Source organism: Phenylobacterium sp. (assembly GCF_030651185.1).
Classification (GTDB): domain Bacteria; phylum Pseudomonadota; class Alphaproteobacteria; order Caulobacterales; family Caulobacteraceae; genus Phenylobacterium.
This window is the reverse complement of record NZ_JAUSCJ010000017.1, coordinates 57,928-78,060: the sequence shown is the minus strand read 5'-3', so window position 1 is coordinate 78,060 and position 20,133 is coordinate 57,928. Positions and strand designations below refer to the sequence as shown.

The 20,133-nt window shown below is 67.0% G+C and carries 40 protein-coding genes; 18 read left to right on the top strand and 22 right to left on the bottom strand.

The annotated features are described in order from the left end of the window. Positions 1–32 precede the first annotated feature (32 nt). Positions 33–1,148: an ABC transporter permease gene (locus tag Q7J39_RS07210; protein ID WP_304822077.1), complete on the bottom strand. Its 1,116-nt coding sequence runs from the start codon at positions 1,146–1,148 to the stop codon at positions 33–35. A gap of 254 nt (positions 1,149–1,402) precedes the next feature. Here Q7J39_RS07210 and Q7J39_RS07205 point away from each other — a divergent pair, with 254 nt between their 5' ends. Beyond that, on the top strand, positions 1,403–1,717 hold the full coding sequence (locus Q7J39_RS07205) for a hypothetical protein (protein ID WP_304822074.1): 315 nt from the start codon (positions 1,403–1,405) through the stop codon (positions 1,715–1,717). 31 nt (positions 1,718–1,748) lie between these two features. Further along, complete coding sequence (locus Q7J39_RS07200; RefSeq protein WP_304822071.1) at positions 1,749–2,246, top strand: YdcF family protein; 498 nt, start codon at positions 1,749–1,751, stop codon at positions 2,244–2,246. Here Q7J39_RS07200 and Q7J39_RS07195 read toward each other — a convergent pair. Further along, positions 2,243–2,869 (bottom strand): HAD hydrolase-like protein, encoded by a 627-nt coding sequence (locus Q7J39_RS07195; protein WP_304822068.1) that lies wholly within the window; start codon positions 2,867–2,869, stop codon positions 2,243–2,245. The genes Q7J39_RS07200 and Q7J39_RS07195 overlap by 4 nt on opposite strands. Before the next feature lie 197 nt (positions 2,870–3,066). On the opposite strand from Q7J39_RS07195, the gene Q7J39_RS07190 reads away from it, so the two are divergent. Then, positions 3,067–3,534, top strand: coding sequence for a 2TM domain-containing protein (locus Q7J39_RS07190; protein WP_304822065.1), 468 nt, complete (start codon positions 3,067–3,069; stop codon positions 3,532–3,534). 310 nt (positions 3,535–3,844) lie between these two features. Then, a complete protein-coding gene (locus Q7J39_RS07185) occupies positions 3,845–4,495 on the top strand; it encodes a class I SAM-dependent methyltransferase (protein ID WP_304822063.1) in 651 nt (216 codons plus the stop codon). Here the strand turns inward: Q7J39_RS07185 and Q7J39_RS07180 are convergent. From Q7J39_RS07180 to Q7J39_RS07095, 18 genes are all read right to left on the bottom strand, one after another. Next, a complete protein-coding gene (locus tag Q7J39_RS07180) occupies positions 4,492–5,427 on the bottom strand; it encodes a phosphotransferase family protein (RefSeq protein WP_304822060.1) in 936 nt (311 codons plus the stop codon). The two genes, Q7J39_RS07185 and Q7J39_RS07180, sit on opposite strands and share 4 nt — an antisense overlap. A 206-nt stretch (positions 5,428–5,633) precedes the next feature. Then, complete coding sequence (locus Q7J39_RS07175; RefSeq protein WP_304822057.1) at positions 5,634–6,824, bottom strand: tyrosine-type recombinase/integrase; 1,191 nt, start codon at positions 6,822–6,824, stop codon at positions 5,634–5,636. A 273-nt stretch (positions 6,825–7,097) separates the two neighbouring features. Then, positions 7,098–7,337, bottom strand: coding sequence for a hypothetical protein (locus tag Q7J39_RS07170; protein WP_304822054.1), 240 nt, complete (start codon positions 7,335–7,337; stop codon positions 7,098–7,100). After that, positions 7,337–8,059 (bottom strand): hypothetical protein, encoded by a 723-nt coding sequence (locus Q7J39_RS07165; protein ID WP_304822051.1) that lies wholly within the window; start codon positions 8,057–8,059, stop codon positions 7,337–7,339. The genes Q7J39_RS07170 and Q7J39_RS07165 overlap by 1 nt, the downstream gene beginning before the upstream one ends. 36 nt (positions 8,060–8,095) lie before the next feature. Beyond that, positions 8,096–8,632 (bottom strand): DNA N-6-adenine-methyltransferase, encoded by a 537-nt coding sequence (locus Q7J39_RS07160; protein ID WP_304822048.1) that lies wholly within the window; start codon positions 8,630–8,632, stop codon positions 8,096–8,098. Then, positions 8,629–9,033, bottom strand: a complete 405-nt coding sequence (locus tag Q7J39_RS07155) for a hypothetical protein (RefSeq protein WP_304822045.1) — start codon at positions 9,031–9,033, stop codon at positions 8,629–8,631. Before Q7J39_RS07155 ends, Q7J39_RS07160 begins: the two co-directional genes overlap by 4 nt. Next, the gene (locus Q7J39_RS07150; protein ID WP_304822043.1) at positions 9,030–9,290 is read right to left on the bottom strand and encodes a hypothetical protein; all 261 of its coding nucleotides are present in this window, start codon (positions 9,288–9,290) and stop codon (positions 9,030–9,032) included. The genes Q7J39_RS07155 and Q7J39_RS07150 overlap by 4 nt, the downstream gene beginning before the upstream one ends. A gap of 215 nt (positions 9,291–9,505) precedes the next feature. Next, positions 9,506–9,772 carry a hypothetical protein gene (locus tag Q7J39_RS07145; RefSeq protein ID WP_304822039.1) on the bottom strand — a complete coding sequence of 89 codons (267 nt, stop codon included), beginning with the start codon at positions 9,770–9,772 and terminating at the stop codon, positions 9,506–9,508. Continuing rightward, on the bottom strand, positions 9,769–10,257 hold the full coding sequence (locus Q7J39_RS07140) for a hypothetical protein (protein ID WP_304822034.1): 489 nt from the start codon (positions 10,255–10,257) through the stop codon (positions 9,769–9,771). The genes Q7J39_RS07145 and Q7J39_RS07140 overlap by 4 nt, the downstream gene beginning before the upstream one ends. Continuing rightward, positions 10,254–10,433 carry a hypothetical protein gene (locus Q7J39_RS07135; protein WP_304822031.1) on the bottom strand — a complete coding sequence of 60 codons (180 nt, stop codon included), beginning with the start codon at positions 10,431–10,433 and terminating at the stop codon, positions 10,254–10,256. Before Q7J39_RS07135 ends, Q7J39_RS07140 begins: the two co-directional genes overlap by 4 nt. Next, positions 10,430–10,837, bottom strand: coding sequence for a recombination protein NinB (locus Q7J39_RS07130; RefSeq protein WP_304822028.1), 408 nt, complete (start codon positions 10,835–10,837; stop codon positions 10,430–10,432). Before Q7J39_RS07130 ends, Q7J39_RS07135 begins: the two co-directional genes overlap by 4 nt. Continuing rightward, positions 10,837–11,592 carry a hypothetical protein gene (locus Q7J39_RS07125; RefSeq protein WP_304822025.1) on the bottom strand — a complete coding sequence of 252 codons (756 nt, stop codon included), beginning with the start codon at positions 11,590–11,592 and terminating at the stop codon, positions 10,837–10,839. Before Q7J39_RS07125 ends, Q7J39_RS07130 begins: the two co-directional genes overlap by 1 nt. Further along, positions 11,585–12,064 (bottom strand): NUMOD4 motif-containing HNH endonuclease, encoded by a 480-nt coding sequence (locus Q7J39_RS07120; RefSeq protein WP_304822022.1) that lies wholly within the window; start codon positions 12,062–12,064, stop codon positions 11,585–11,587. Before Q7J39_RS07120 ends, Q7J39_RS07125 begins: the two co-directional genes overlap by 8 nt. Beyond that, complete coding sequence (locus Q7J39_RS07115; RefSeq protein ID WP_304822019.1) at positions 12,061–12,273, bottom strand: hypothetical protein; 213 nt, start codon at positions 12,271–12,273, stop codon at positions 12,061–12,063. Before Q7J39_RS07115 ends, Q7J39_RS07120 begins: the two co-directional genes overlap by 4 nt. 14 nt (positions 12,274–12,287) lie before the next feature. Further along, positions 12,288–13,079, bottom strand: a complete 792-nt coding sequence (locus tag Q7J39_RS07110) for a hypothetical protein (RefSeq protein ID WP_304822016.1) — start codon at positions 13,077–13,079, stop codon at positions 12,288–12,290. Between the two features lie 88 nt (positions 13,080–13,167). Beyond that, positions 13,168–13,395 carry a hypothetical protein gene (locus tag Q7J39_RS07105; RefSeq protein ID WP_304822013.1) on the bottom strand — a complete coding sequence of 76 codons (228 nt, stop codon included), beginning with the start codon at positions 13,393–13,395 and terminating at the stop codon, positions 13,168–13,170. Continuing rightward, complete coding sequence (locus Q7J39_RS07100) at positions 13,395–13,757, bottom strand: hypothetical protein (RefSeq protein WP_304822010.1); 363 nt, start codon at positions 13,755–13,757, stop codon at positions 13,395–13,397. The genes Q7J39_RS07105 and Q7J39_RS07100 overlap by 1 nt, the downstream gene beginning before the upstream one ends. A 2-nt stretch (positions 13,758–13,759) precedes the next feature. Next, on the bottom strand, positions 13,760–14,152 hold the full coding sequence (locus Q7J39_RS07095) for a hypothetical protein (RefSeq protein WP_304822007.1): 393 nt from the start codon (positions 14,150–14,152) through the stop codon (positions 13,760–13,762). A gap of 123 nt (positions 14,153–14,275) precedes the next feature. On the opposite strand from Q7J39_RS07095, the gene Q7J39_RS07090 reads away from it, so the two are divergent. The 7 genes from Q7J39_RS07090 (at position 14,276) to Q7J39_RS07060 (ending at position 16,153) form a co-directional block, all read left to right on the top strand. After that, a complete protein-coding gene (locus Q7J39_RS07090; RefSeq protein ID WP_304822004.1) occupies positions 14,276–14,638 on the top strand; it encodes a hypothetical protein in 363 nt (120 codons plus the stop codon). Further along, a complete protein-coding gene (locus tag Q7J39_RS07085; protein ID WP_304822001.1) occupies positions 14,635–14,814 on the top strand; it encodes a hypothetical protein in 180 nt (59 codons plus the stop codon). Before Q7J39_RS07090 ends, Q7J39_RS07085 begins: the two co-directional genes overlap by 4 nt. Beyond that, the gene (locus tag Q7J39_RS07080; protein WP_304821998.1) at positions 14,811–14,984 is read left to right on the top strand and encodes a hypothetical protein; all 174 of its coding nucleotides are present in this window, start codon (positions 14,811–14,813) and stop codon (positions 14,982–14,984) included. The genes Q7J39_RS07085 and Q7J39_RS07080 overlap by 4 nt, the downstream gene beginning before the upstream one ends. Beyond that, positions 14,981–15,352: a hypothetical protein gene (locus tag Q7J39_RS07075; protein WP_304821995.1), complete on the top strand. Its 372-nt coding sequence runs from the start codon at positions 14,981–14,983 to the stop codon at positions 15,350–15,352. The genes Q7J39_RS07080 and Q7J39_RS07075 overlap by 4 nt, the downstream gene beginning before the upstream one ends. A gap of 95 nt (positions 15,353–15,447) precedes the next feature. Continuing rightward, positions 15,448–15,663 (top strand): hypothetical protein, encoded by a 216-nt coding sequence (locus Q7J39_RS07070; protein WP_304821993.1) that lies wholly within the window; start codon positions 15,448–15,450, stop codon positions 15,661–15,663. After that, positions 15,660–15,932, top strand: coding sequence for a hypothetical protein (locus Q7J39_RS07065; protein WP_304821990.1), 273 nt, complete (start codon positions 15,660–15,662; stop codon positions 15,930–15,932). The genes Q7J39_RS07070 and Q7J39_RS07065 overlap by 4 nt, the downstream gene beginning before the upstream one ends. Beyond that, positions 15,929–16,153, top strand: coding sequence for a hypothetical protein (locus Q7J39_RS07060; RefSeq protein WP_304821987.1), 225 nt, complete (start codon positions 15,929–15,931; stop codon positions 16,151–16,153). Before Q7J39_RS07065 ends, Q7J39_RS07060 begins: the two co-directional genes overlap by 4 nt. Positions 16,154–16,156: 3 nt before the next feature. On the opposite strand, the gene Q7J39_RS07055 is transcribed toward Q7J39_RS07060, so the two are convergent. Continuing rightward, a complete protein-coding gene (locus Q7J39_RS07055; RefSeq protein WP_304821984.1) occupies positions 16,157–16,810 on the bottom strand; it encodes a S24 family peptidase in 654 nt (217 codons plus the stop codon). Between the two features lie 86 nt (positions 16,811–16,896). On the opposite strand from Q7J39_RS07055, the gene Q7J39_RS07050 reads away from it, so the two are divergent. Next, on the top strand, positions 16,897–17,127 hold the full coding sequence (locus Q7J39_RS07050) for a hypothetical protein (RefSeq protein WP_304821981.1): 231 nt from the start codon (positions 16,897–16,899) through the stop codon (positions 17,125–17,127). Next, the gene (locus Q7J39_RS07045; protein ID WP_304821978.1) at positions 17,124–17,639 is read left to right on the top strand and encodes a YkgJ family cysteine cluster protein; all 516 of its coding nucleotides are present in this window, start codon (positions 17,124–17,126) and stop codon (positions 17,637–17,639) included. The genes Q7J39_RS07050 and Q7J39_RS07045 overlap by 4 nt, the downstream gene beginning before the upstream one ends. A gap of 250 nt (positions 17,640–17,889) precedes the next feature. Here the strand turns inward: Q7J39_RS07045 and Q7J39_RS07040 are convergent, their stop codons facing one another. Beyond that, positions 17,890–18,378 (bottom strand): hypothetical protein, encoded by a 489-nt coding sequence (locus Q7J39_RS07040; RefSeq protein ID WP_304821976.1) that lies wholly within the window; start codon positions 18,376–18,378, stop codon positions 17,890–17,892. Between the two features lie 117 nt (positions 18,379–18,495). Between Q7J39_RS07040 and Q7J39_RS07035 the strand changes: the two genes are divergently transcribed. The 5 genes from Q7J39_RS07035 to Q7J39_RS07015 all read left to right on the top strand — a co-directional run bounded on the left by Q7J39_RS07035 (position 18,496) and on the right by Q7J39_RS07015 (position 20,122). Then, a complete protein-coding gene (locus Q7J39_RS07035; RefSeq protein WP_304821973.1) occupies positions 18,496–18,990 on the top strand; it encodes an HNH endonuclease in 495 nt (164 codons plus the stop codon). An 82-nt stretch (positions 18,991–19,072) separates the two neighbouring features. Continuing rightward, complete coding sequence (locus Q7J39_RS07030) at positions 19,073–19,333, top strand: GapR family DNA-binding domain-containing protein (protein ID WP_304821970.1); 261 nt, start codon at positions 19,073–19,075, stop codon at positions 19,331–19,333. A gap of 3 nt (positions 19,334–19,336) precedes the next feature. Continuing rightward, complete coding sequence (locus tag Q7J39_RS07025) at positions 19,337–19,681, top strand: hypothetical protein (protein WP_304821968.1); 345 nt, start codon at positions 19,337–19,339, stop codon at positions 19,679–19,681. After that, complete coding sequence (locus Q7J39_RS07020) at positions 19,665–19,847, top strand: hypothetical protein (protein ID WP_304821965.1); 183 nt, start codon at positions 19,665–19,667, stop codon at positions 19,845–19,847. Before Q7J39_RS07025 ends, Q7J39_RS07020 begins: the two co-directional genes overlap by 17 nt. Continuing rightward, a complete protein-coding gene (locus Q7J39_RS07015; RefSeq protein ID WP_304821963.1) occupies positions 19,844–20,122 on the top strand; it encodes a hypothetical protein in 279 nt (92 codons plus the stop codon). Before Q7J39_RS07020 ends, Q7J39_RS07015 begins: the two co-directional genes overlap by 4 nt. The last annotated feature ends 11 nt before the right edge of the window (positions 20,123–20,133 follow it).

Below are 20,133 nucleotides of genomic sequence, written 5' to 3'. Positions count from 1 at the left end.
GGTGAGGAGCGTCTCGTCCTGGGGTTCGACGGTCAAATGTCGAACTCCATGTAGATCAGCGCGAAGATCGCATCGATCAGGATGATGGCGAAGATCGCGTGCACCACCGCGGCGGTGACCCGCCGACCGAGGGATTCCACGTCGCCGCCGACCTCCAGGCCCTGGCGGCAGCCGATGCCGGCGATCACCGCGGCCATGACCGGCGCCTTGGAAAGGCCGACCCAGAACTGGTTGATGCCGACACTGTCGACGATGCGCTGCAGGAAGAAGGAGGGGCCGAGGTCCAGCACCGACCAGGTGACCAGCAGACCGCCCGCCAGACCCGCCAGGGTGGCCACGAAGGTCAACAGCGGAATGGTGAAGAGCAGGGCGGCGAAGCGGGGGAAGACCAGGGCCTCGAAGGGGTCGACCCCCATGACCTTCATGGCGTCGATCTCCTGGTTCATCTTCATCGACCCCAGCTCTGCGGCGAAGGCCGAGGCCGAGCGGCCGGCCAGCAGCACGGCGGTGATCAGGATGTTGAACTCGCGCAGCACCGCGATGCCGATCAATTCGACGGCGAACACCTCGGCCCCGAACTGCCGCAGCATGTTGGCGCCCAGCAGGCCCACCACGGCGCCAATGAAGAAGGTGGTGGTGGCCACGATGGGAATGGCGTCCAGCCCGGAGCGTTCGGCGAGCGATACGCAGGCGGCCCAGCGGATGCGGCGGGGATTGATGATGGCTCGGAAGAGGACCACTAGCAGGTGGCCAGCGAACACCAGGGTGTCGAAAATCTCCTTGGCCAGGTCCACCACGCCCTTGCCGATGCGGATGGTCAGTTCGTGGAAGCCGCGGGGCTTGGCCTTGGGCGCCGGCTTGGGCAGGGCCGCATGGCTGACCAGCTCGATCAGGCGCTGGGTCTCGGGTCGGGCCTTCACGCGGGCGGCGTCGTACTTGGCGCCGGAGGCCTGGATGACGGCATAGGCGCCGGCGGTGTCCATGCGGCCGATCTTGGTGAGATCGAGGTCCACGGCGCTGCGGCCGGCCAGCTCGTCGCGCAGGCCGCTGGCCGCCGGCCCGATCTGGGCCGCGGTCCAGTCGCCGGTCAGTTCGATGACGCCCTGGTGGCGGGCGTCCCTGACGGTGAAGTCGGCCGGTCGTTCCATAGGCTGGTTGGTCTGCGCCTTCCTGGCTAAGGCTCACTCGGAGATTGAGTCGAGGCTGGATCGAAGGTCGAGCCTAGCAGAGCCCACCCCACACGCCGAACGCCTTATGGCGCCGGTTGTTCCGTTGATCGGGCCGGGATCGTGGCGGCGCTCGCGGTCTGGTGATCACCGATTGCGCGCGAAGCCTATCTTTCGCCCAATTCGGTCGGGTATCAGGGGGCATGTTCAGTCATCCTACTGCCGGGAGCGTCCCGTTGACCCGCCAGATCGATTTTGCCGGCAAGTCCGGCTCGGTTTACCGCTACTCCGCCCTCGAAGAGGAGCGGAGCCTGCCGCCGGTCGGCGCAAACTATGTCATCGCCCAAGTGACGCCCCAGGGTGCCAGCATCCTGTTCGCCGGCGAGACCGAGTGCCTGTCGGCCCGCGACTGGCAGGCGGCCCTGGACGAGGCTCACGCCCGCTACGGTCCGATCGAGGTTCTAACCCGGCTGAATGTGCGCGGCGCCGTGCGCAAGGCTGAGCGCGAGGACATCATCGAGGAACACAACCCGCCGATGAACGCGGGCTAGTCGCGAGGTCCCGCCGCCGCCATCATGAGCCATGGCCTGGGCGATCGTGATCTTCGGGGCGGCGGTCTGGCCGGATGGCGGCCCCAGCCCCTCGCTGCGTCGGCGCGTCGCCTACGGCCGCCAGGCGGCGCTTGATGACCCCGCCGCGCTGATCTTCTGCTCCGGCGGGGTCGGCCGCCACGGGCCCTCCGAAGCCTCGCTGATGGCCGACCTGCTGATCCAGTCGGGCGTCGATCCGGGCCGCCTGGTGCTTGATGAGGCCAGCGGCGACACGATGGACAATGTCAGGGCCGCCGCCCGCTTCATCCGCGCCGAGGGCCTGGACGGCGCCGTCCTCTGCACCGACGGCTATCACGTGCCCCGCGCCCGGATGCTGTTTGCGATGCTGGGCCTTGAGAGCCGCCCCGGCCCCATCACCAAGGGCTATGCCGGGACCCGGGCGCACTGGTTGCGGATGGTGACCCGCGAGATGGCCGCCTATCCCTACGACTTCCTGCTGGCGGCTCTATCGCGCCGGAAAGCGCTCTAGCCGGCGATGGCGGCGATGTCCCGAACGGTGGCGAAGGTGCGCTTGGGATTGTGGGCGATCAGGCTCTCTGGAGTCGAATAGCCCCAGGTCACGGCCCCGAAGTCGATCCCGGCCTTGTCGGCGGCCCGCGCATCCCGGTCCTCATCGCCGATGCAGATGGTCTGCGCCTTGGTCATGGACAGCTTGCGCAGCACCCTGCGGAACTTCCGCGCCTTGCCAAACAGCGAGGCGCCGCAGTCGAAGTGGACGAACAGGCCGGCCAGCTCCGGACCCAGACCGATCCGCACGCTGGCCTCGGTGTCGGAGGACACCAGCGCCAGCACCACGCCCTTGGCATGCAACTCCTGCAGCATCTCCGGAATGCCGGGGAAGAGGGGGATGCCGGAGGAGGCCTGCTTCTTCATGGCGCGGAAGTCCTTGGCGATCCGCGCCAGCTTCCAGGTGGAGACCCCCACGCTCTTCATGATCACGCGCGCGCTCGCCCCGCGCAGCGATTCCCGCTCCTCGGCGTCGATGGACCGGAAATTATGCCGGACCGCCATGTGATCGAGGACGCTGGTGAACCACGGATAGGAATCCGCGAGCGTGCCGTCGAAGTCGAAGATTGCGAGTCGATAAGCCACGAGAGTTTCGTAGCCCGTGGCGCGCGGCGCTGGAAGGGTTCTCGCCGGGGAAGCGCCATCTGGAGGTCCGCCGGGGGCCGGCGTCGCCTTTCTGTCGCCCGAACGGCGGCCTGCTGTCGCAAGGTTGACGGGTTGCTGACGTGGCGGCGGAATGGCGCGTCGGCCCAGTCTTGCGACGATTTTGGAGGAGGACGCACATGTTGATCCAGAAACTGCGGCTGCAACGGGGTTGGTCCCAGGAACAGCTGGCCGAAGTCTCCGGCCTCAGCGTGCGCACCGTTCAGCGGCTAGAGCGCGGCCAACCCGGCAGTCTCGAGTCGATGAAGGCGCTGGCGGCCGTCTTCGAGATCGACCTCAATCGTCTCAAGGAGCCTGCCATGGACGCCCTGCAGTCCGACATCCGACCCGATGAAGCCCTCGCCCTCGCCCACGTCCGCAAGGTGAAGGACTTCTACATTCACCTGACCCAGTACCTGATCGTGATCCCGATCCTCGCGGGCATCAATCTGGTGGGCTACCCCCAGTACCTGTGGTTCGTCTGGCCCACCCTGGGCTGGGGCCTCGGGGTCCTGGCCCATGGCGCCACTGTGTTCGGCGTGGTCCCGTTCCTCGACGGGGGCTGGGAGCGGCGTCAGGTCGAAAAACACCTCGGCCGGAAGCTCTGAATCTGGAGCTGCGCCGGTAGCCAAAACATGCGGGAGACCGGCCGATCGCCGGCCTCCCGTAAGGCCTAGAAGCGATAGGCGGCGGTGACGCGCAAGCTGTGGACCACAAAGTCTTCTTCGCTGCGGCGGAAATTCGGGCAATGGGTCGTATAAGGTCGCAGGCCCAAGAGCGCCGAGTTGCGCGACCATCTGCCGGGGCAGGGCTGGCGTGATAGCAGTCCATCCTCGCGCCACGACCCTGCCGCTTGCAGAATCAACCGAGGGCACGTCGTGTTTCAGGCCGCCCACCTCTCGCCGCCGAGACGCCGCCATGACCCCGCAAGAATTCCTCTCCCAGCTGACGCTGAACATCGAGCGGTTCGAGAAGGTCGCCGCCTTTCTCAGCGTCCCCGGCTACCTCTCCTGGCACGAGGGTTTCACCCTGCTGAGCCTTGCCGAAGTCTGGCCGGTCGAGGGCGACATCGTGGAGATCGGCAGCTTCAAGGGCAAATCCACTTGCTTCCTGGCCCAGGGCGCGTTGCGGTCGGGCCGCGGCAAGGTTCACGCGGTCGATCACTTCCAGGGCTCGCCGGAACATCAGAAGGGCGGGCACGAAGAGACGGCCGAGATCGTCGAGTCCGGCTCCACCTACGAGCAGTTCCGCGCCAACCTCGCCGCCTTTGGCCTGAGCGAGGTGGTGGAGGCCATCGTCTCCGGCTCACGGGAGGCTGCGGCGGCCTGGTCCGGATCGGCCCGGATGATCTTCATCGACGGGGACCACTCCTACCAGGGGACCAAGGGCGACTTCGAGGCCTGGTTCCCCCACGTCGCCGAGACCGGCCTGATCTGCTTCCACGACTATCAGAACAGCCACTACCTCGACGGCGTGACCAGGTTCATCGAGGAGGAGGTCAATGTTCACCCGAACATGCGCTTCCTCCACCGCGCCAACAGCCTGATGACCTACATGAAGGTGGCTTAGAGCCCGACCTCGTCCAGCCGCCGCGTCACCTGCGCGATCAGGGCCGCGGCCCCGTAGTCGGGCTCGCCCCTCAGGGCTAGGACCAGGCGGCTGGCGGCGTAGCGGATGAAGGACCACCGCGAGCGCTCCAGGAACCCCTCCCGATCGTCCACAGGCCCGTAGGCAGCCAGCGCGAAGGGCGCGGCCCAGTCAGCCAGGGCCCAGAAGAAGGTGAAATCATAGGCCGGGTCGCCATGCACCGCGTCGCCGAAGTCGATGACGCCAGCCATGCGGTTCGCGTGGGCCGCCAGCAGCAGGTGGGCCTCGCGGAAATCGCCATGGATCACGGCGTCGCGTCGCCAGCCGATCTCGGGATAGCGCTCATGAGCCCGGTCCAGGCGGCCGATCAGGTCGGGGCCGAGGGCCTCGACGAGCTTGGGGCGGCGGCGTTTACGATAGCTGCGCGCGTCGGTGGCGGCCCAGCCTTCGTCCGTGCGGACCGCGCCGTCCTGTCCGCGCATCAAGTCGGGGGACAGGCCGTGCAGGTCGCGCAGGAAGCCCGCCAGCTCGGTGAGAATCTGTTCCTGGGCTGGCCTGCCCATCCGCGCGAACAGCGGCGCGGTCAGGGCTCGGCCCTGGATCAGGCGATAGCCCCCGAAGTCCGGCGCCACCCGCGAATAATCGGGGACCTCGAAGGTCGTCAGCGGCCTCAGAGCCTTGAGGAGGCGAAGTTCGACGGGAAAGGAGGCGACATAGGCCGCCTGCCGCGGAAAGCGGAACACCCAGGCGCCGTCCAGCACCACCACCGCGTGGTCGTAGCCCTCCTCGATCAGCTCGGCCTGTTCGAAGCCGTGATCGGGAAAGGCCGCGCGGATGCGGGCCAGCAACGGGCCGAGCTCAGCCTTGGGCGCGGGGCCGCCCCACCGGGCGCCGGTCTGTTCAGGCGATGGCATGGAAACCCCCCGGTCAGCGTTTCACGACGGGCGGGAAGGAAGTGGTGGATGCGACAGGGATTGAACCTGTGACCCCCTCGGTGTGAACGAGGTGCGGTCTGAGCGACTTCCTTACCGCGCTTGGGTTTGCGGTTCCATTGCTTGCCAGATATTCGCGATCTGTTCACGCCGGTTTCGCGTGATACTGCGCAGTTTCTGGCAAGCGGCTATCTAAAGGCCCTGTGTGCCTCGCTCTGATAGTCGGGCCTATGGTGGCCGTAGTGCTTCTCCAGGGTCGCCGTCGTCATGCCGAGATAGGACGCCGCCAGCCAGGTCTCGACGCCGGCCTCCACCAGCCAGGTCGCGGCGGTGTGGCGCATCCAGTGCGGCGTGATCTCTTCGGGAAGCCCAGCGTCGCGGACGCAGCCCTCGAAGCCGGTGCGAATCTTGCCTTTGATCGGCCGGCCGCCGTGGTGAAGGATTGAGGGCGGCGTTTCGTCCAGGGCGCGGTCGATGCGATCCCATCGCCGCATGTGCGCGAGAAGTCGCGGCGGGATTTTCACCACGGGGCGCCGCTTCGTCGTCTCGCGTTCAGCCTTGCCGCGGCGATAGACCATGCCCTTGTCGAGATCGACCCAGGCCTGCTGCGGCGATTCCTCGCGCAGGAGCGCCCGGATGGCGGAATGGCGGGTGCCGGTGTAGAGCCCGATCAGGATGAAGCGGCGGAGGTGGGCGCGGTTTGCCCGCTGGCTGCCCTTGAGCCGCCGCCAGACCCCGTCCGCGCCTTTTCGGCTGCCCAAGGAGGCGCGCAGCAGATCGGCAGCCTGCGAGCGCGTCAGGGCCTCGCGCTGGCTCTCCTGCTTCTCCGGCAGCCAGACGGTCGGGCGGGAGGTGAGGGTGTCTTCGTCATGCCAATAACCGATGGCCGCGGACAGCATCTCCAGCTCGCGGCGGGGCGTCTCGCTGGACACCCTCGGCGCCGTGGCTGGGTCCTTGTAGCGGGCGTCCGGCTGGGACTGGCGATGGGCCGCGTATTCCTTGCACGTCGACCGCTTCACGTCGGCCAGGGTCCGGTCGCCCCACCAGGCCAGGAGGTTGGCGACGAACCCGTCAAAGGTGGCCGCGTCGAGCCTGGCCTTGGCCGCATGGTCCTGAGAATAGAGGGCTAGGACTTCGGCGACTAAGACCTGAGCGGGATCACGTCGGCTGTCGGCCGCGAGGACCGGCGCCTTGAACTTGGCGGCGAGATAGTCGCCGAGGGCGCGTTCGGCCTCCGAGAGCTGGTCAGGGCCGCAGCCCGTGCTGCGTTGAGCCGATCCGTCACGGATGACCCAGACGTCGGGGAGGGGTTTGCTGGTTCGGTTGTCCCGCCGTCCGGTGCGGAGGTAGAGGCGCGGACCTTTGGCGCGGCGGGACATTGGAACAAGGCTTTCAATTGGGCCGGGGTGACGAAGAACTTCCCCGCGACCTCTGCCGGGGTCAACCGGCCCTTTCGGATCTCGGTTCGGAGCATGGGGACGGTTATGGGGAGAAGTCCACCGAACACAGCGACGGCCTCGTCTAGACGCATCGGGTCGTCAGGCGCCCAGTCGGCTGGCGACGGGCGCGAGACAATCCGCGGGGCCAGGCCGGCCTTGGTCACGTCTCTCCCCCTTGTCCTTGGAGTGGGGTAGGAATTGGGTTCGTCTCGGTCATGAGGCAACCCCATACGCAGGCGTGCGCGGGTCTCCGTGCTCCTCGCCCAGCGCGTGGCAGACCTCGATCAGATCGAGATACCGCTTGAAGGGCCGGTCGGTGGAGCCGTAGCGGTTGTCGCCGTAGCCTGCATCTCGCCAGGCCCGATAGTCGTCGGCTTTCGCCTTGGAGGCGTTAGGCGCGATGACTTCGTGCCCGTCGAAACCTCGCAGCCTGATCCAGTAGCGACGAGCCATCACCGCTCCCCCGCATCAGAGAGCCGAGAGGTGAAGTTGAGGGCGGCGCGTTCGTACTGGCTTCGGAGCGGCGTCGTCAGATCAGCCCAGGCGACTGCGGAGGGCCAAACCAACTGCTCGGCAGCATACAACCTCTCCCCCAGGCTCTTGGTCGGGTCATAGGAGGGAGGAATAGGTCCGCCTGTACCGAGAGTGCTTGACGCCTCAAGAGCGCCATCGGCTGGCGTCGTGACCTCTTGCCCGTCGAAGTCGGGGGCCATCATCTCGGCGGTGGGTCCAGTCGGCATCTCGTGGGGCTTCAACGCCTCGATACCCCGCCGCCGACCGTCTTGGTCGATCATTTCGGAGAGGAGCCGCCGGGCGTTCTGGATGGCTCGATCCGAGGTCTGGACCGTCCAAAGGAGCGCCCAGGCCCGCTCGATTTCGTTGAGGCGGCGCATCGCTCCGCAGGTGCAATGCTTGTCGTCGCGTCCGACCCCATCGCACTCGAGATCGTGGCCGACGAAATCGTAGATGGGCGGCGCGTTCCCCGCCTTGGCCCGCTCCCCGCCCCCTACAGCCTGGGGTTCAGAGCGAGCGGCGTCTAGGAGGGCGAGAGCCCCGTCAGCGATCAGGCCGCAGAGGTGCGCGGGCCCGTTGTGTGCCGTCCGATAGATCGCCTGTTCCGCGACTGCGTAGAGCGCCGCGCGAAGGGTCTCCCGGTTACGTTCTGACAGGCTCATCGGTTGTCTTTCCTTTCTGGCATCCTGGGGGTCATGTTATTTGGCCTCCCGGAACTCGTGATGGACCTGTGGTGTCCGCGACGGCTGAGCCTGCGTCAGGACCAACCCAAGCCCTGCCCGCCGCGCGTTCTCCAGCGCCCGCACGCCCCGCGCGCCCTTCGCCAGGAGCGTGGTTCCGGTCCCCGGCTGCTTGCCCAGCGACCCGTCCGGCCGGATGAACTTGATCTTCTCGCGCACGAAAAGGATTTGGTCCGCCATCGGCGCGAACTCCTGCCACCAGGGCGCGGACGTGCGGTCTGGGGTCAGGGCCACGCCATCGCCGTGGGTCATGAACTTCGCCAGCCAGGGCGCCAGCGCGCCACGTCCACCGAAGGGCGGGTTCATCCAGACGAAGCCGGACCAGGGCAGGTCGAGGCTGTTGGCCACCAGCACGCGGGGCGCGGGGATCCAGCCGACGCGGTGCTGGCCTGGGTGGGCCACGTCGAGGTCGAACCGGACGCCCATCGCCTCGAAGACGTAGGGCGGGGTATACCACTCGTCAGTCGCGCCGAGGGTTCGCTCGTGAGCGCTCATCCCTCACCCCCTTCACCCGAGCTGTCAGCCGGGATGATGCGGTAGGCGAGAAGGGCGATGATCTGGTCAGCCTTGGCGAATGAATCGCGGCGTTCTTCGTAGTAGCAGGACGTCGCGTACTGCTCGCGGGACCAGCCCTCGGGGATCAGGCCGTCCAATCCGCCGGCCATGACCTTGTCGATCTTGCCCCAGGTCAGCGGATCAATGATCCTAGCAACCGCCTCCCTATCCACCCCAGGAGCGGAGACCGGGGCGGCGAGGGCGAGGATGGCGTCTGCAAACCTGCCAGCATGCGCCGCCCATGACCGAACGGAGCCCGGTCTGGCCTTCATCGCATCCTCGATGATCGAAAGAACCTCCCCCCTCCCCATGGCCGCGGCGCCTTCATCACGGGCGGTCATTGGCCGGCTCCCTTGGCGAGAGCGGCGCGGAGGCGTTCGCTGGCCTCGTAGAGCGCCCGAAGTTCGCCCATGTCGGGCCACGCGCCGGGTATGACGGTGGCGAGGGGGCGATCATCTGGCAACCGAAGAGGTTCGTTGATCTTCCAGATGGCTCGAAACGGAGCGCTCGCCTTGAACATGGCCTGCGCCGCTTTCTCCAACTCCTTGGCCCGCCGAACGCCAGCTAAGTCCCCGGGAGGGGCTAAAGTCTTTTCCATCAGGCTTCTCCGGTAGGGGTGTGGGGGTCAGGAAGAATGGGCGCGTCATGTACTGAGACTGCGGCCTCGCTGCGCTGCGGCCCCGAGAGGTCGGCGGTAGCTGGACAGGCGCACGCCCCAGGCATCGGACAGCCCACGGGCTCGCCGTCATCTGCGCTTCAGCTTCAGCGCTCCGATGGCGGTCGCCACGGCGGCGACGGTTTTCATCACGTCGCTCATGACGGAGGCCATTCGGTCGCAGGGTCAGCAATCGCCTCGGCCGGCGCCCAGAACTCTGGCTCGTAGTCATCGTCCTTCGACGAGACCAGGACGTAGCGACCGCCGCACTCATCCTCGTCGTCACCCCATTCCGCGGCGACCTCGGCGGGCGTCTTCCAGCGCATGAGGCGGATGCCGGTCTCGTGGAGCCATGCCCAGAAGGGCTTATCCAGCGGCGGCGCGGTCAGCTCGGAAGGCGTCCAGAAGGTCTCGACGGGCGTCATGTGCTTTCCTTCGATGGGATGAACCGGCGCTGGACCTGGTGACCGTCGAAGCCGCCCAGGAAAGCGCTGTAGAGCGCGGCGCAGTAGTCCGCGGCGTCGATGCCCAGGCGGGCCCAGAAGCTCTTCTGGCCTTTGTCGCAGGCGTTAGGGGCCAGCTGGTGATGCCACCGGCAGAGGGGGCACGAGTGCCGGTCATGATCGCGCACGCCGAGCTTGGAGCCGTCGATGTGCTGGTGGGCGACTTCGATGGGGTTGCGCTCGCCCATCAGTTGGCGCTCGCTCGGCGGGCCGAGGATCTCGCAGGCGACGCACACCAGTCCGCTCTCGTGCTGCCAGGACATGTAGTCGCCGTCACGGTCTCGGCCGCCCTTGGGCTTGATCCGGGCCTGGATGGTGCGCGCTGGCCGCTCGGCCTTTCGGGCGCGCTTGTCCTGGCGGATGATCTCGCGGGCGTCGGCCAGGGCCTTGGGTGAGGGGCGGATCATGCCGCCACCTGCCGCACATCCCGCCCACCCATCAGCCGCTCGGCGACGCGGAACCGGCCGCACCAATGTCCGTGACGGACGGGGATGGGGTCGGGGCCTTCGCGGCAAGACAGCCAGTCGGCGTCGTCGGCCTCGTCGCGGGCCCACTCGCAGTTTTCGCACGCGCGAGCCATCATGCGGCCCTCGCCAGTTCGGCTGGATCGCTCCAGACGACGCCGCGTTCGTCACCCCATTTCAGCATGTAGGTGATCAGGTCGGCCATCTCCTCGACGGTCATGTCGGAGGTGTGGAGGCCCAGGATCATCAGGCCGCCCTCGAGGCCGGGCACGGCTTCCATGCCCGCGGCGACCTTCACGGCGGCGGTGAAGAGGTCTTTCCAGTCCTCAGGCGTCCGGGCCTTGCCCGCCCACTCGCACTGTTCGGCGATATCGGTGAGCATCGGCCAGAGCTTGGAGTTCTGCTTCAGCGTCCGAGCCGGGCCCTTGATCTCGACGCGCGAGAACTTCGGCAGCTCCGAGACCATGCGGGCGACCTTCGTCCGCTGCTCGGGCGTGTGGAGGGTGAAGGCAAGGCGCGACATCAGGCAACCCGCCGCTCTTCTTGGACGTCGAAGCCGGGGATCTGGCGTTTGCCGGCGCGGACGTCGACCTCGGCCAGACCCTGTAGCGCGGCGATGATCTCAGGCGGCCAGTCCTGAACGTAGTGCAGCAGGGCGGCCTTGCGGTCGGTCATGACCGGCGACCAGTAGGAGCGCAGCCCCTCTGCCCGGCCTTCGCCCTTCACGTGGACCTTGGCGACCTCGGCCCGGCGCGCGTCTGCACTGGCGATCGAGGCGGCGGTGACGATCTCCTCGGCGGCCTCGCGGGCCTCCAAGTCGCCAGCGGACTCGGCCACCGCAGCGGCGGCGACGCGCGCGAGCTCCTCGGCCTCCTCGCGCAACCGGCGGGCCTCGGCGGCGGCCTCCTGCTCCTTCTTCCGCAGCCAGGGCGTCAGTGCCTGGTTCAGCGCCTCCAAGGCGAGGACCGTCTTGCCCCTCACCTTTTTCGTGTCGGCGATCAGCGGGGCGTACTTGGCCTGCACCGCCGCCTTGCCGTCATCGAACGGGACGTTCTCCGCGATCCGGGCGTCGTCGGCGGCCTTGTGGGCCAGCTTGAAATCGTCCTTCAGGCGCTTGATCTCGTCGGCCTGGGCGTCGGTCGTGATCTCGGCGCCGGTGAGCCAGAGCCGGGCTTCCTCCATCAAACCGTCGATATGGGCCTGGACGGCGTCGAAGGGGGTCGGCTCGGGCGGGTTGTTTGCGCCCACGAAAACGCGGGGATTGGCGTCATCAGCCATTGACGTGCTTCCATACTTTTCCGGAGCGGGTGTCGCGGATGGTTTCGCGGCTGACGCCGTAGAGCGCCGCCAAGCGGGGAGCCGGCTCTGGGCTTGCGCGGATCGCCCGCACGGTGGCCTCAGTCAGCTTGGCGTGAGAGTGCGCTTCGCCGCGCTTGATGGTGCGCCGCGCTCGGTTAGCGGCGACGGTTGACCAACTGAGGTTGCTCTCACGGTTGCATCCGCGCTCATCATTCTCGTGATCAACTTCATGTTCGGGCGTCGGCGGCGGGCCATGAAAGGCTGCGCAAACCAGCCGATGCACGTACTCTTCTTTCTGTGCGCCGCGATCGCAGAGGGTAACCCGGATGTAGCCTTTGCCGTTGGAGCGCGGGATCAGGGGCTCGCATCCGACGCGCCGCACGCGGCCCTCAGATGACACTTCGTATGGCCACCCAGGAATCGGCCGCCAACGCTCCGCGACGGCGCTCATTCGGACACCTGGGATTCGGCATATTCCTCGGCGAGGACGGCGAGCCGGGCGCCCATGGCGTCGATTTCGGCCTGGCGCAGGCTCTGGCCGTCGAGGTCTTCCCGCGCCGGATAGTCGCGCTGCAGCTTGGCGTGCGCTGCGGCGAGGTTGTGGGGGTTCATGTCGGCGATGACTTTCGGTCCGCTCGACGAATTGTAGATGGCGGTCATGGTCGGGCTCCTGGTCAGAACGGGATTTCGTCGTCGCTGATGCCGAAGTCTTCCTTCGGCGCGGGCTCGGACAGTTCGGCGAAGCGGGTCTCGTAAAGCCGCTCAATCTCGGCGAGCCGCTCGGGGTCTTTCAGGTCGAGATCGGCGCATAGGCCTGACGCCAGCCCGTAAGCCTTACGCAGCGCGTCGGCGGTCGTCTGGGCCTTGAGGGCGGCTTCCAGTCGGTTGGCGCGCTCGGCCAGGGTCGGAGGCTTGGGGGCTTCGGCGCCCTTGGTGGTGTTGGGCGCGGGAGCCTTGGAGGCTGCCTTCTGCTCGGCAACCTCATCTTCGGCCTCGATGGCGTGGAGGTCGCCCTTGTGCCAAAGGTCCAGGGCCGCTCCGAACCGCATGGCGGCGTTCCTGAGGGCGTCGCCGATCACTTCCTTGACCGCGTCGCCACCTTGCTTGCCGTCAGGATGGCCGAAGCCGTATCGAGACACGCCAGCGACCGTGAGCTTGATCCACATGCCGCCGGCCGCCGTCGGCAGGCCAAGGCTCGCTGGGTCCGCTACGGGCTCCCACGTCCAAGTGGGGTCCGCGTCCAGCAGGCGGTCAGTCAGCGCGGCGTGGCCCACGTAGTCCAGATGGACCGCCGGGAGGCCGTGATAGCCACCGCATTCCGCGCACTTGCCCTTCGGCGAGTCCTTCTTGTACGGCTTGGGGAGCTTGCTGATCTGGTTCGCCGGGAAGGGCGACCGCAGCAGGGCGAGGCCAGTGAGGGGCGCGTCCGGCTGATCGGCGCGCAGTTTGACGGGGGCGGGGCTCAAGACACGCTCCATTCTATGATGCGGACAAGGGTCGCCAGCAGGCCGCCGGCGGCGAAGGCTGCGATGCAGCCGGTGAGGGCGTCTGAGGTCATGCCGACACCAGCTTCAGGTGTTCACGGCCTTGGGTGTGGACGCGCGGGGCGGGGCGGTAGACGCGGCGCCGGGTCGTGGTGACGGTGACCTCGTCAATCTGCACGCCGGGGTAGGTGACGGCGTTGGCCGAAGCCCACCTCCGGGCGGCCCCGGCATCCCCGAAGGTCCGCAGGACGGTCCCCACGGCGTTGACGGCCTGATAGTCGGTGCGGTGGGTCTGCATCAGGCCGCTCCCTGCGTCTGAGGTTCGGCCAGCATGTCGGCCAGGGCCCTACAGCCATCGAGAGCGGCTAGGTGGGCGAGGGGGTGGTCGGGCGAGATCGACAGGAGGTCTTTCAGCGCCGCGCCGACCGCCGCAGGATCGACTTGCGAGGGGTCGCAGAGCGACTGGCGATAGACCTTGTCCACCACGCCAGCGGTGTTCCCGAAGTCGAGCGCCTCAAGGGTGTTGAGGGCCGCGACAAGGCGACCGCCGGGCGAGCGTTGCCACGCCCGCAGGTCGGCGGCGTTCGTGGCCACTCGGGCGGCCATGTCGATAGGCATGGCGCGGGCGGGGCGAGGGGGGAAATGAAGGACCTGGGCCATGGCTATTCGGCCGCGATCAGGAGGGGCGCCGGGATCTCAGCCAGCGCGGCGCGAGCGGCTTCGGCGGCGGGACCCTGCATCGTGCGCAGAAGGTCGGCGGCGAGGTTGGCGTTGGTGTCGATCCCGCGGGAGGAGCAGTTCAGAAGCCGTTCGTCACCCGTGGCGCGGAAGATGAGCGCGGCGGCGGCGCGGAAACGACCCTCAGGGGTCGCGGCGGCAGCCTGGGCGCGCTCGTAGCGGGCGGTCGCATCAGCGACGATCTGAACTTCGCTGCGAGCGGTGAACGGGCCAGGACCCATGCCGCTGAAGGAGAACCGGCGAGCTTCGCGTTCATGGTGCGCCCGGCGGGTTTCTTCGGCTTGGCGTTCGGCGGTGATGTAGGTGGCGAGGTGCATGTCTGCGCTCCGTTGATGGAGCGAAGTTAGCATCATTGCTACGCGATGCAACCGAATAATTTGCAGGAATGCTAATTCATGCTAACAAGGGTTTGCACGCACGCAGCCCTTGGAGCGCCACAAATGAGCAGCCGCAGATACACCTACCAGACCACCCTCTGCTTCGGGACGGACGGCGAGCCCGGATATTCCGAGGTCGAGTGCAAGTTCGCCTATTCGGTCGCCTGGGGCTCCGCGCCGTCGCGCGATGATCCCGGCTCGGGCTCGGAGATCGAGGACTGCGAACTGCTGACCGTCGAGGGCAAACCCCGCCCCTGGGACATGGGCTATGGCTTCATCACGGATGATCAGTTCGCCGACGATTGCGTCGAGCGCGTCCTCGACACCGAAGAGGACGACATGATCGCGGAGGCGGCTGACTGGGCTGTGGCCGATGAAGACGATGCCCGCGAGCGCCGCCACGAAGACCGGAGGGAGGGCCTGTGATCGACCGGCAATACGGCGAAATCACCTACGAGTGCGACGCCTGCGACGAGACCCTGGAAACCGGCGAGAGCGAGTTCAGCGACGCGCTTGGCATGTTCCGCCGCAATAGCTGGCGCGCTGAGAAGGTCGGCTCGGAATGGACCCACCTTTGCCCGAAATGTCAGGACCGCAAATGACCGACGCCGACCTCATCTACAACGCCCTCCTGCGCGCTGAGCGGCGTCTTGAGGCCACGGCGACAGATGGCGCTCACCCACACGCCGCGGACCTTGCGCGGCCCGCCCTGATCGCCTTGCAGACGCTCCGCGAGGAGATCGGCAGCGGGCTGGCGGGGGAAGGTCGATGAAGCCTGACACCCAAGCCGTCTTCCCCGGCGATCTCCATGCCGACTTCACCCGCGCCCTCCCTGGCGGCAAGCTGGACGACGCCACTTATGAGGCCATCGAGAGCGCCCTGGATCGGGCCGACGCCCCCTGCCAAGCCCCTGATGGCCGTTGGCTCACCCTGGCGGAGCGTGTCGCGCGGTTGAGCGCCGAGTCCTTCAAGTCGGGTATGCTGAAGGCCATGGCGACGCTGCACTACGCATCGGCGCAGCACTACGCCGACGCCGTTGCCAGCAAGAAGGTGGTCGAGAGCGAGGGCCACACCTTCGCGGCTCGCATCCTTCAGTCCTACGCGAACGGGCTGGAGATGGACGCGGAGAGACTGCCGTGAACATTTGCCCCACCTGTCTCGGTCGCGACTTCGTCTACTCGCCGGGCGGCTATGCGCCAAAACTCCCTTGCCCAACCTGCGGGAGCGGGCCGCCGTTGAGCGGCATCGGCCTCACACTCACCCAGCGCCCGGAAGCCGTGAAGGCCGCGCAGGACAGGGTGCGAGAATACGCCTTCGATCTGCTTCAGCCCTACATTAACGAGGGCGTCGATGAGCCGGAGGAAGTCCACCAACTAGCCTGCGATCTGTTCACGCTGATCAATGCCGCAAGCGAACTCGCGATGCATCGGGCCAGATCGGGGCCGCAATGACCAAGCCAACCGCCCGCGCCGACCTCTTAGCCGCCCGCCACGACTGGAAGGCCAACTTCCGCCTCAAGCGCCGCTTCCGCGCCAACCGTGGCCGCAGGCCGCGGCGCGCTCAACCTATCGGCCCCGCGTGGCCGCTGCTGATCTTCATGGCGGGCCGCAAGATCGCCTTCCAGAACCGGATGCGCTTCGCCGCCGATATGCCGGGCCGCTGGGGGTTACAGTGCATCGGCATTCCGGCTGAGCGGGACGACTGGGGACCGTTCGATTGATCCTCCCAACCGGCCCCGTCACCGACGCAGAGATCGCCGCCGCCGACCTTGCCGCCTACGCCAAGGCTCTCCCTTCACCCACGGGCCTGAGCGCCTGCGTCGCGATTGAGCAGGCTTGGGATCTGTTCGGCTATCCGCCCCAGGTCGTCTCCGAGGTGTTGAGCGCGATAGCGGACGGCGCGGGGTTTGACGACGCCTTGGACGCGGCGCTCGCCCGGTAGGCTCTACTGAACCCGGCGCCCATACCAGACAACCCGGCCCCGAATGTCGCACTCTTCGACTAGCCGCTCATACGGCGGATAGAGGTCTGACCGTAGGCTCACGATCCGCACCATGGCCGGGTCGGAGCCGGGGACCCTCTCTAGGTACTTGATCACGAAGCCGTCCGAGTCCCACAGGCAGAAAGCGCCAGGCGCGGCGAGCGACCGGCGCCGAGTGTCGATTAGGATCTGATCGCCACCCTTGAAGTCGGGCTCCATGGAGTTGCCTTCCGCCATGATAGCCAGCAGGTCTTCAGGCCGGGCGCGCAGGTCCATCTCCACCAGGGCGCGGGAGAAGGCGACCGTTCCGCCATCGCCGTCGCCGGTCCCGCCGCCGCCCATCCCCGCGAATGTCGGAAGCCGCTCCACCAGCACCGAGTCATCTTCGGTTCTCGCGTCGAGCTGGTCCGGTTCTGGGCGCGACCATTCGAAGGCGGGGAACGCCTTTTTCAGCTTCTCAATAGTGGGGGTGCTGATCCGCGTAGTCGCGGTCCCATTGTAGGGCCGAAGTATCGTGGTGGGCGTTAGATCGGCGTCTTTCGCCAGCCGGGAGGGAGCGAGGCCCGCCCACTTGCAGAGGGCTTTGATAAGGGCGGTGTCTTCTTCGAGGCCGTTCATGGCGGACCAATTAGCAAACATGCCAAATCACCGCGCTTAGCAACATTGCGCTTGAATGGTGGTAATATTGCTAATAACTTAGCTCCATGGACCAGCAGGAAATCATCAACCGCCTCGAAGCCCGCGCAAAGCTGGTGGGGCTTCCGATGTCCGAGGCCTGCAAACGCGCGGGTATCCACCCGACGACCTTCAGCCGCTGGAAGCAGTCCGAGAAGAACCCGGCGCCTAAGGGCGCCACCATATCCAGCGTCAGCAAGCTTGAGACCGTGATCGCCGCCCATGAGCGCGAAGTGGTCGAGCGTGTGAGGGCGGCATGAGCCCCCTCACCCAAGCCCAGGAAGCCCGACGTCGCGAACGTGGCGAAGGCCGAAGCCCAGGCGGCTGCGGCATGAGCGCGCTTCGCTACAGCCCTGTCGTCGTCCCCGGCGCCGCCGTTCAGCGAGATGCGCCCATGCGCGCCGTCGCGTGCGGTGGGTGTCCCTCCCATTGCTGTAAGAACGACGCGATCATCCTTCACCCCGAGTTGGGGGACGACGTCTCCTCGTACGAGGCAGAGGCGATCCGCCATCCGTTGACTGGCCAGCCGGCCATGATGCTCAAGCACAAACCTAACGGTGATTGCATCTACCTGGGAGCGGCTGGATGCGAGATCCATGGGCGCCATCCGGCGATCTGCCGCAAGTACGACTGTGGTGATCAGTACGCAAAGATGGGTCGAGAAAACCGACGCGCGCTGATCGCGCGGGGTCTGTTCTCTAGGGCTCAGCTGGCGCAAGGCCGCAAGGTTCACTTGGCGCGGGAAACCGCAGTCCTCGGAAAGCCCGCCTGATGCGCGGCTCCCATCACACCAATTCGCGAGCCCCGAGCCCCAAGTCCCCGGCGCGCGATAGCTGGGCGATCCCAGCACAGAGGGCCGGAGACGCACTCTCACGTCTCCGGCCCGATGGGGTTCTGTCATCTTGCGCGAGGGCCTTCGCTGCCCAGCCCGCGCCTCAGGTATTTCCTCGCCGCCCTCGCCAAAGAGCGCCGCGTGTTTTCATCCCGGCCTGCACAAGCTTCCAACATCCGCAGCGCCGTCCTCAGTGCGTCTCGATCCCGCCGTCCGTGCCGTCCTCCCACCGTTTCCGCGCCTCCAAGCGCCCTCCCTGTGAGTGCTCACTATGGGGATAGCGATGGCCGGGTCCTATGACCAAAACAGCAAGGTTCCCGGGCGTGGCGAGCGGGTCGCCGCCTACGTCGAGGACTACCTCAACTATCACGGGGGTCTGTCGATCTCCGAGCTCGCCTTCCGGCTCCGGGCCGACAAGCGCGACCTTCAACGCCTCGTCCGCGATCACAGCATTGGCCACGCCTTGGAGGACGCCCTTCACGCGTACTTCGGCGTCGACTTCGGCCACGCGATCTACGGCGATCTCTGGGGCTCCGGACCCTCCAAACGAGAGAAGGAGCTTGATCGTGAACGAGCCGAACTCGCGGCCCGCCGGGAACGCCTCGAGCGCCTTCGCCAGGATGACCGCGACACCGCTTCTATGGCTCGCGCTCGCCGTCGGATGGCTGCTGGGCAGCATCGGAGCGCCGATGTTTAGCGCCGGCATGAACCTCGAAACCTGGGCGCGGAAGAAACTCCGCCGTCTCTCGGCTGGGGCGTCCCAATGACTCGCGAAATTCCACTCACCCAAGGGCTGGTGGCCCTGGTCGATGACGCTGACTTCGCCCTGGTGTCCGCCTTCACCTGGCGGGCCAATCACGGCTACGCCATGGCTGGCGGCCCCAGCGACACTGTCCAGTTGCACACGCTGATCATGGACCCGCCGCCGGGCTTCGAGGTCGATCACAAGAACCGAAACGGCCTCGACTGTCGTCGCTCCAACATGCGGGTCTGCACTCACGCGCAGAACTCACGCAACCGGCGCGCCCGGCCCTCTGCCCAAGGCTTCCGAGGGGTCTCGGCCAAGGGCGGGAAGTTCATCGCGAACCTCATGGTCGACGGTGAGGCGATCCGCATCGGCGGCCTGCCCACTGCGATCGAGGCTGCGGTCATCTACGACCGGCTGGCGATCAAACACCATGGCGAGTTTGCCACCCTGAACTTCAGTCGCGACCGCGATTGGATCTTGCCCGAACCCCGCCTCAGCCAACACCGCGGCGCCCGCCGAGATCGCGTCCCCGACCGCCTGTAACCCGACCGCTGATCGCCCTCTGAGCGACCAGCACACACCGAAAACCACCAGCAGCCCGAGGGCTGATTAGGAGCGCACCACTGTGTCTGAAGCTCAAGACGTCCTGAACCAGCAAGCCCAAGGGCAGCTGCGATCCATCATTGAGCGGGCCGAACGGCTCGAGAGCGAAAAGGCGGAAATCGCCGAGCAGGTCAAAGAGGTCCTGAAGGAAGGGAAGCTCTCGGGCTTCGACCCCAAGATCATCCGGAAGGTCCTGCGCCTCCGCAAGATCAGTCGCGAGGCCCGCCAGGAAGAAGAAGCCCTGATCGATCTCTACATGGTCGCCTCCGGAACGGAGGTCTGAGCCATGGCCGCCTCGTATCCCGCGCACCCCGGCTATAAAGCCCGCGCCACATCTAAGGCCGCCGCCGAAGGCATGGCCCCCAAGGCTCAGTCCCTTCGTGCCCGCGTCTTCGATGCGCTGAAGGAAAAGGCCGACACCCCCGAAGGTGTGGCCGCCCGTCTGGGTGAGCCGGTCATGAACTGCAGGCCCAGATTTTCCGAATTGTCGGCCCGCGACCTCATCCACGACACCGGTATGCGCCGAGAAGCCATGGGCGGTCGGCAGGCGATCGTCTGGGCCGTCACTGGCCAGGCCAACGCCGCTGCCGATCCCCAAGCGACGGGAGGTCAGCTTGCCCACGCTGCTTGACCTCTCGGACGCCGAGAACGTCCGCGATGCGCGTGTCGAACTCGACAGAGCCGGCGACGACACTGCGGCCCTGGCCGTGTGGGCCGCCAAGTGGGGCGACGCCGCCCTGAACCAAGCGGAGGCGACCACGGAACGCGCCCCGCTCGCCGCAAAGGTGCTCCTGTGAACGTCCACGCTCCCATCGTCGCCGCCTCCACCCTGGAGCGCTTCCACCTGATCGAAGACGGCGTGGTCATCCTCCGGTCCAAGGGGGTCTACCGCCAGGCCAAGGTCTATCACCGTGGCTCCGACGTCTTCGCCACCTGGGGCGCTGGGCTGATCAAGCTCGGCCCGCGCTCCGACACGACGCACATGAACGTCTCTTGGGACGGCGTCGAAGCGGATGGCGTGGTCTGCGATCGCGTCGGCGGACAGCCTCGCTACGTCGGGGCCGGCCAATGAGGGCCGTCATC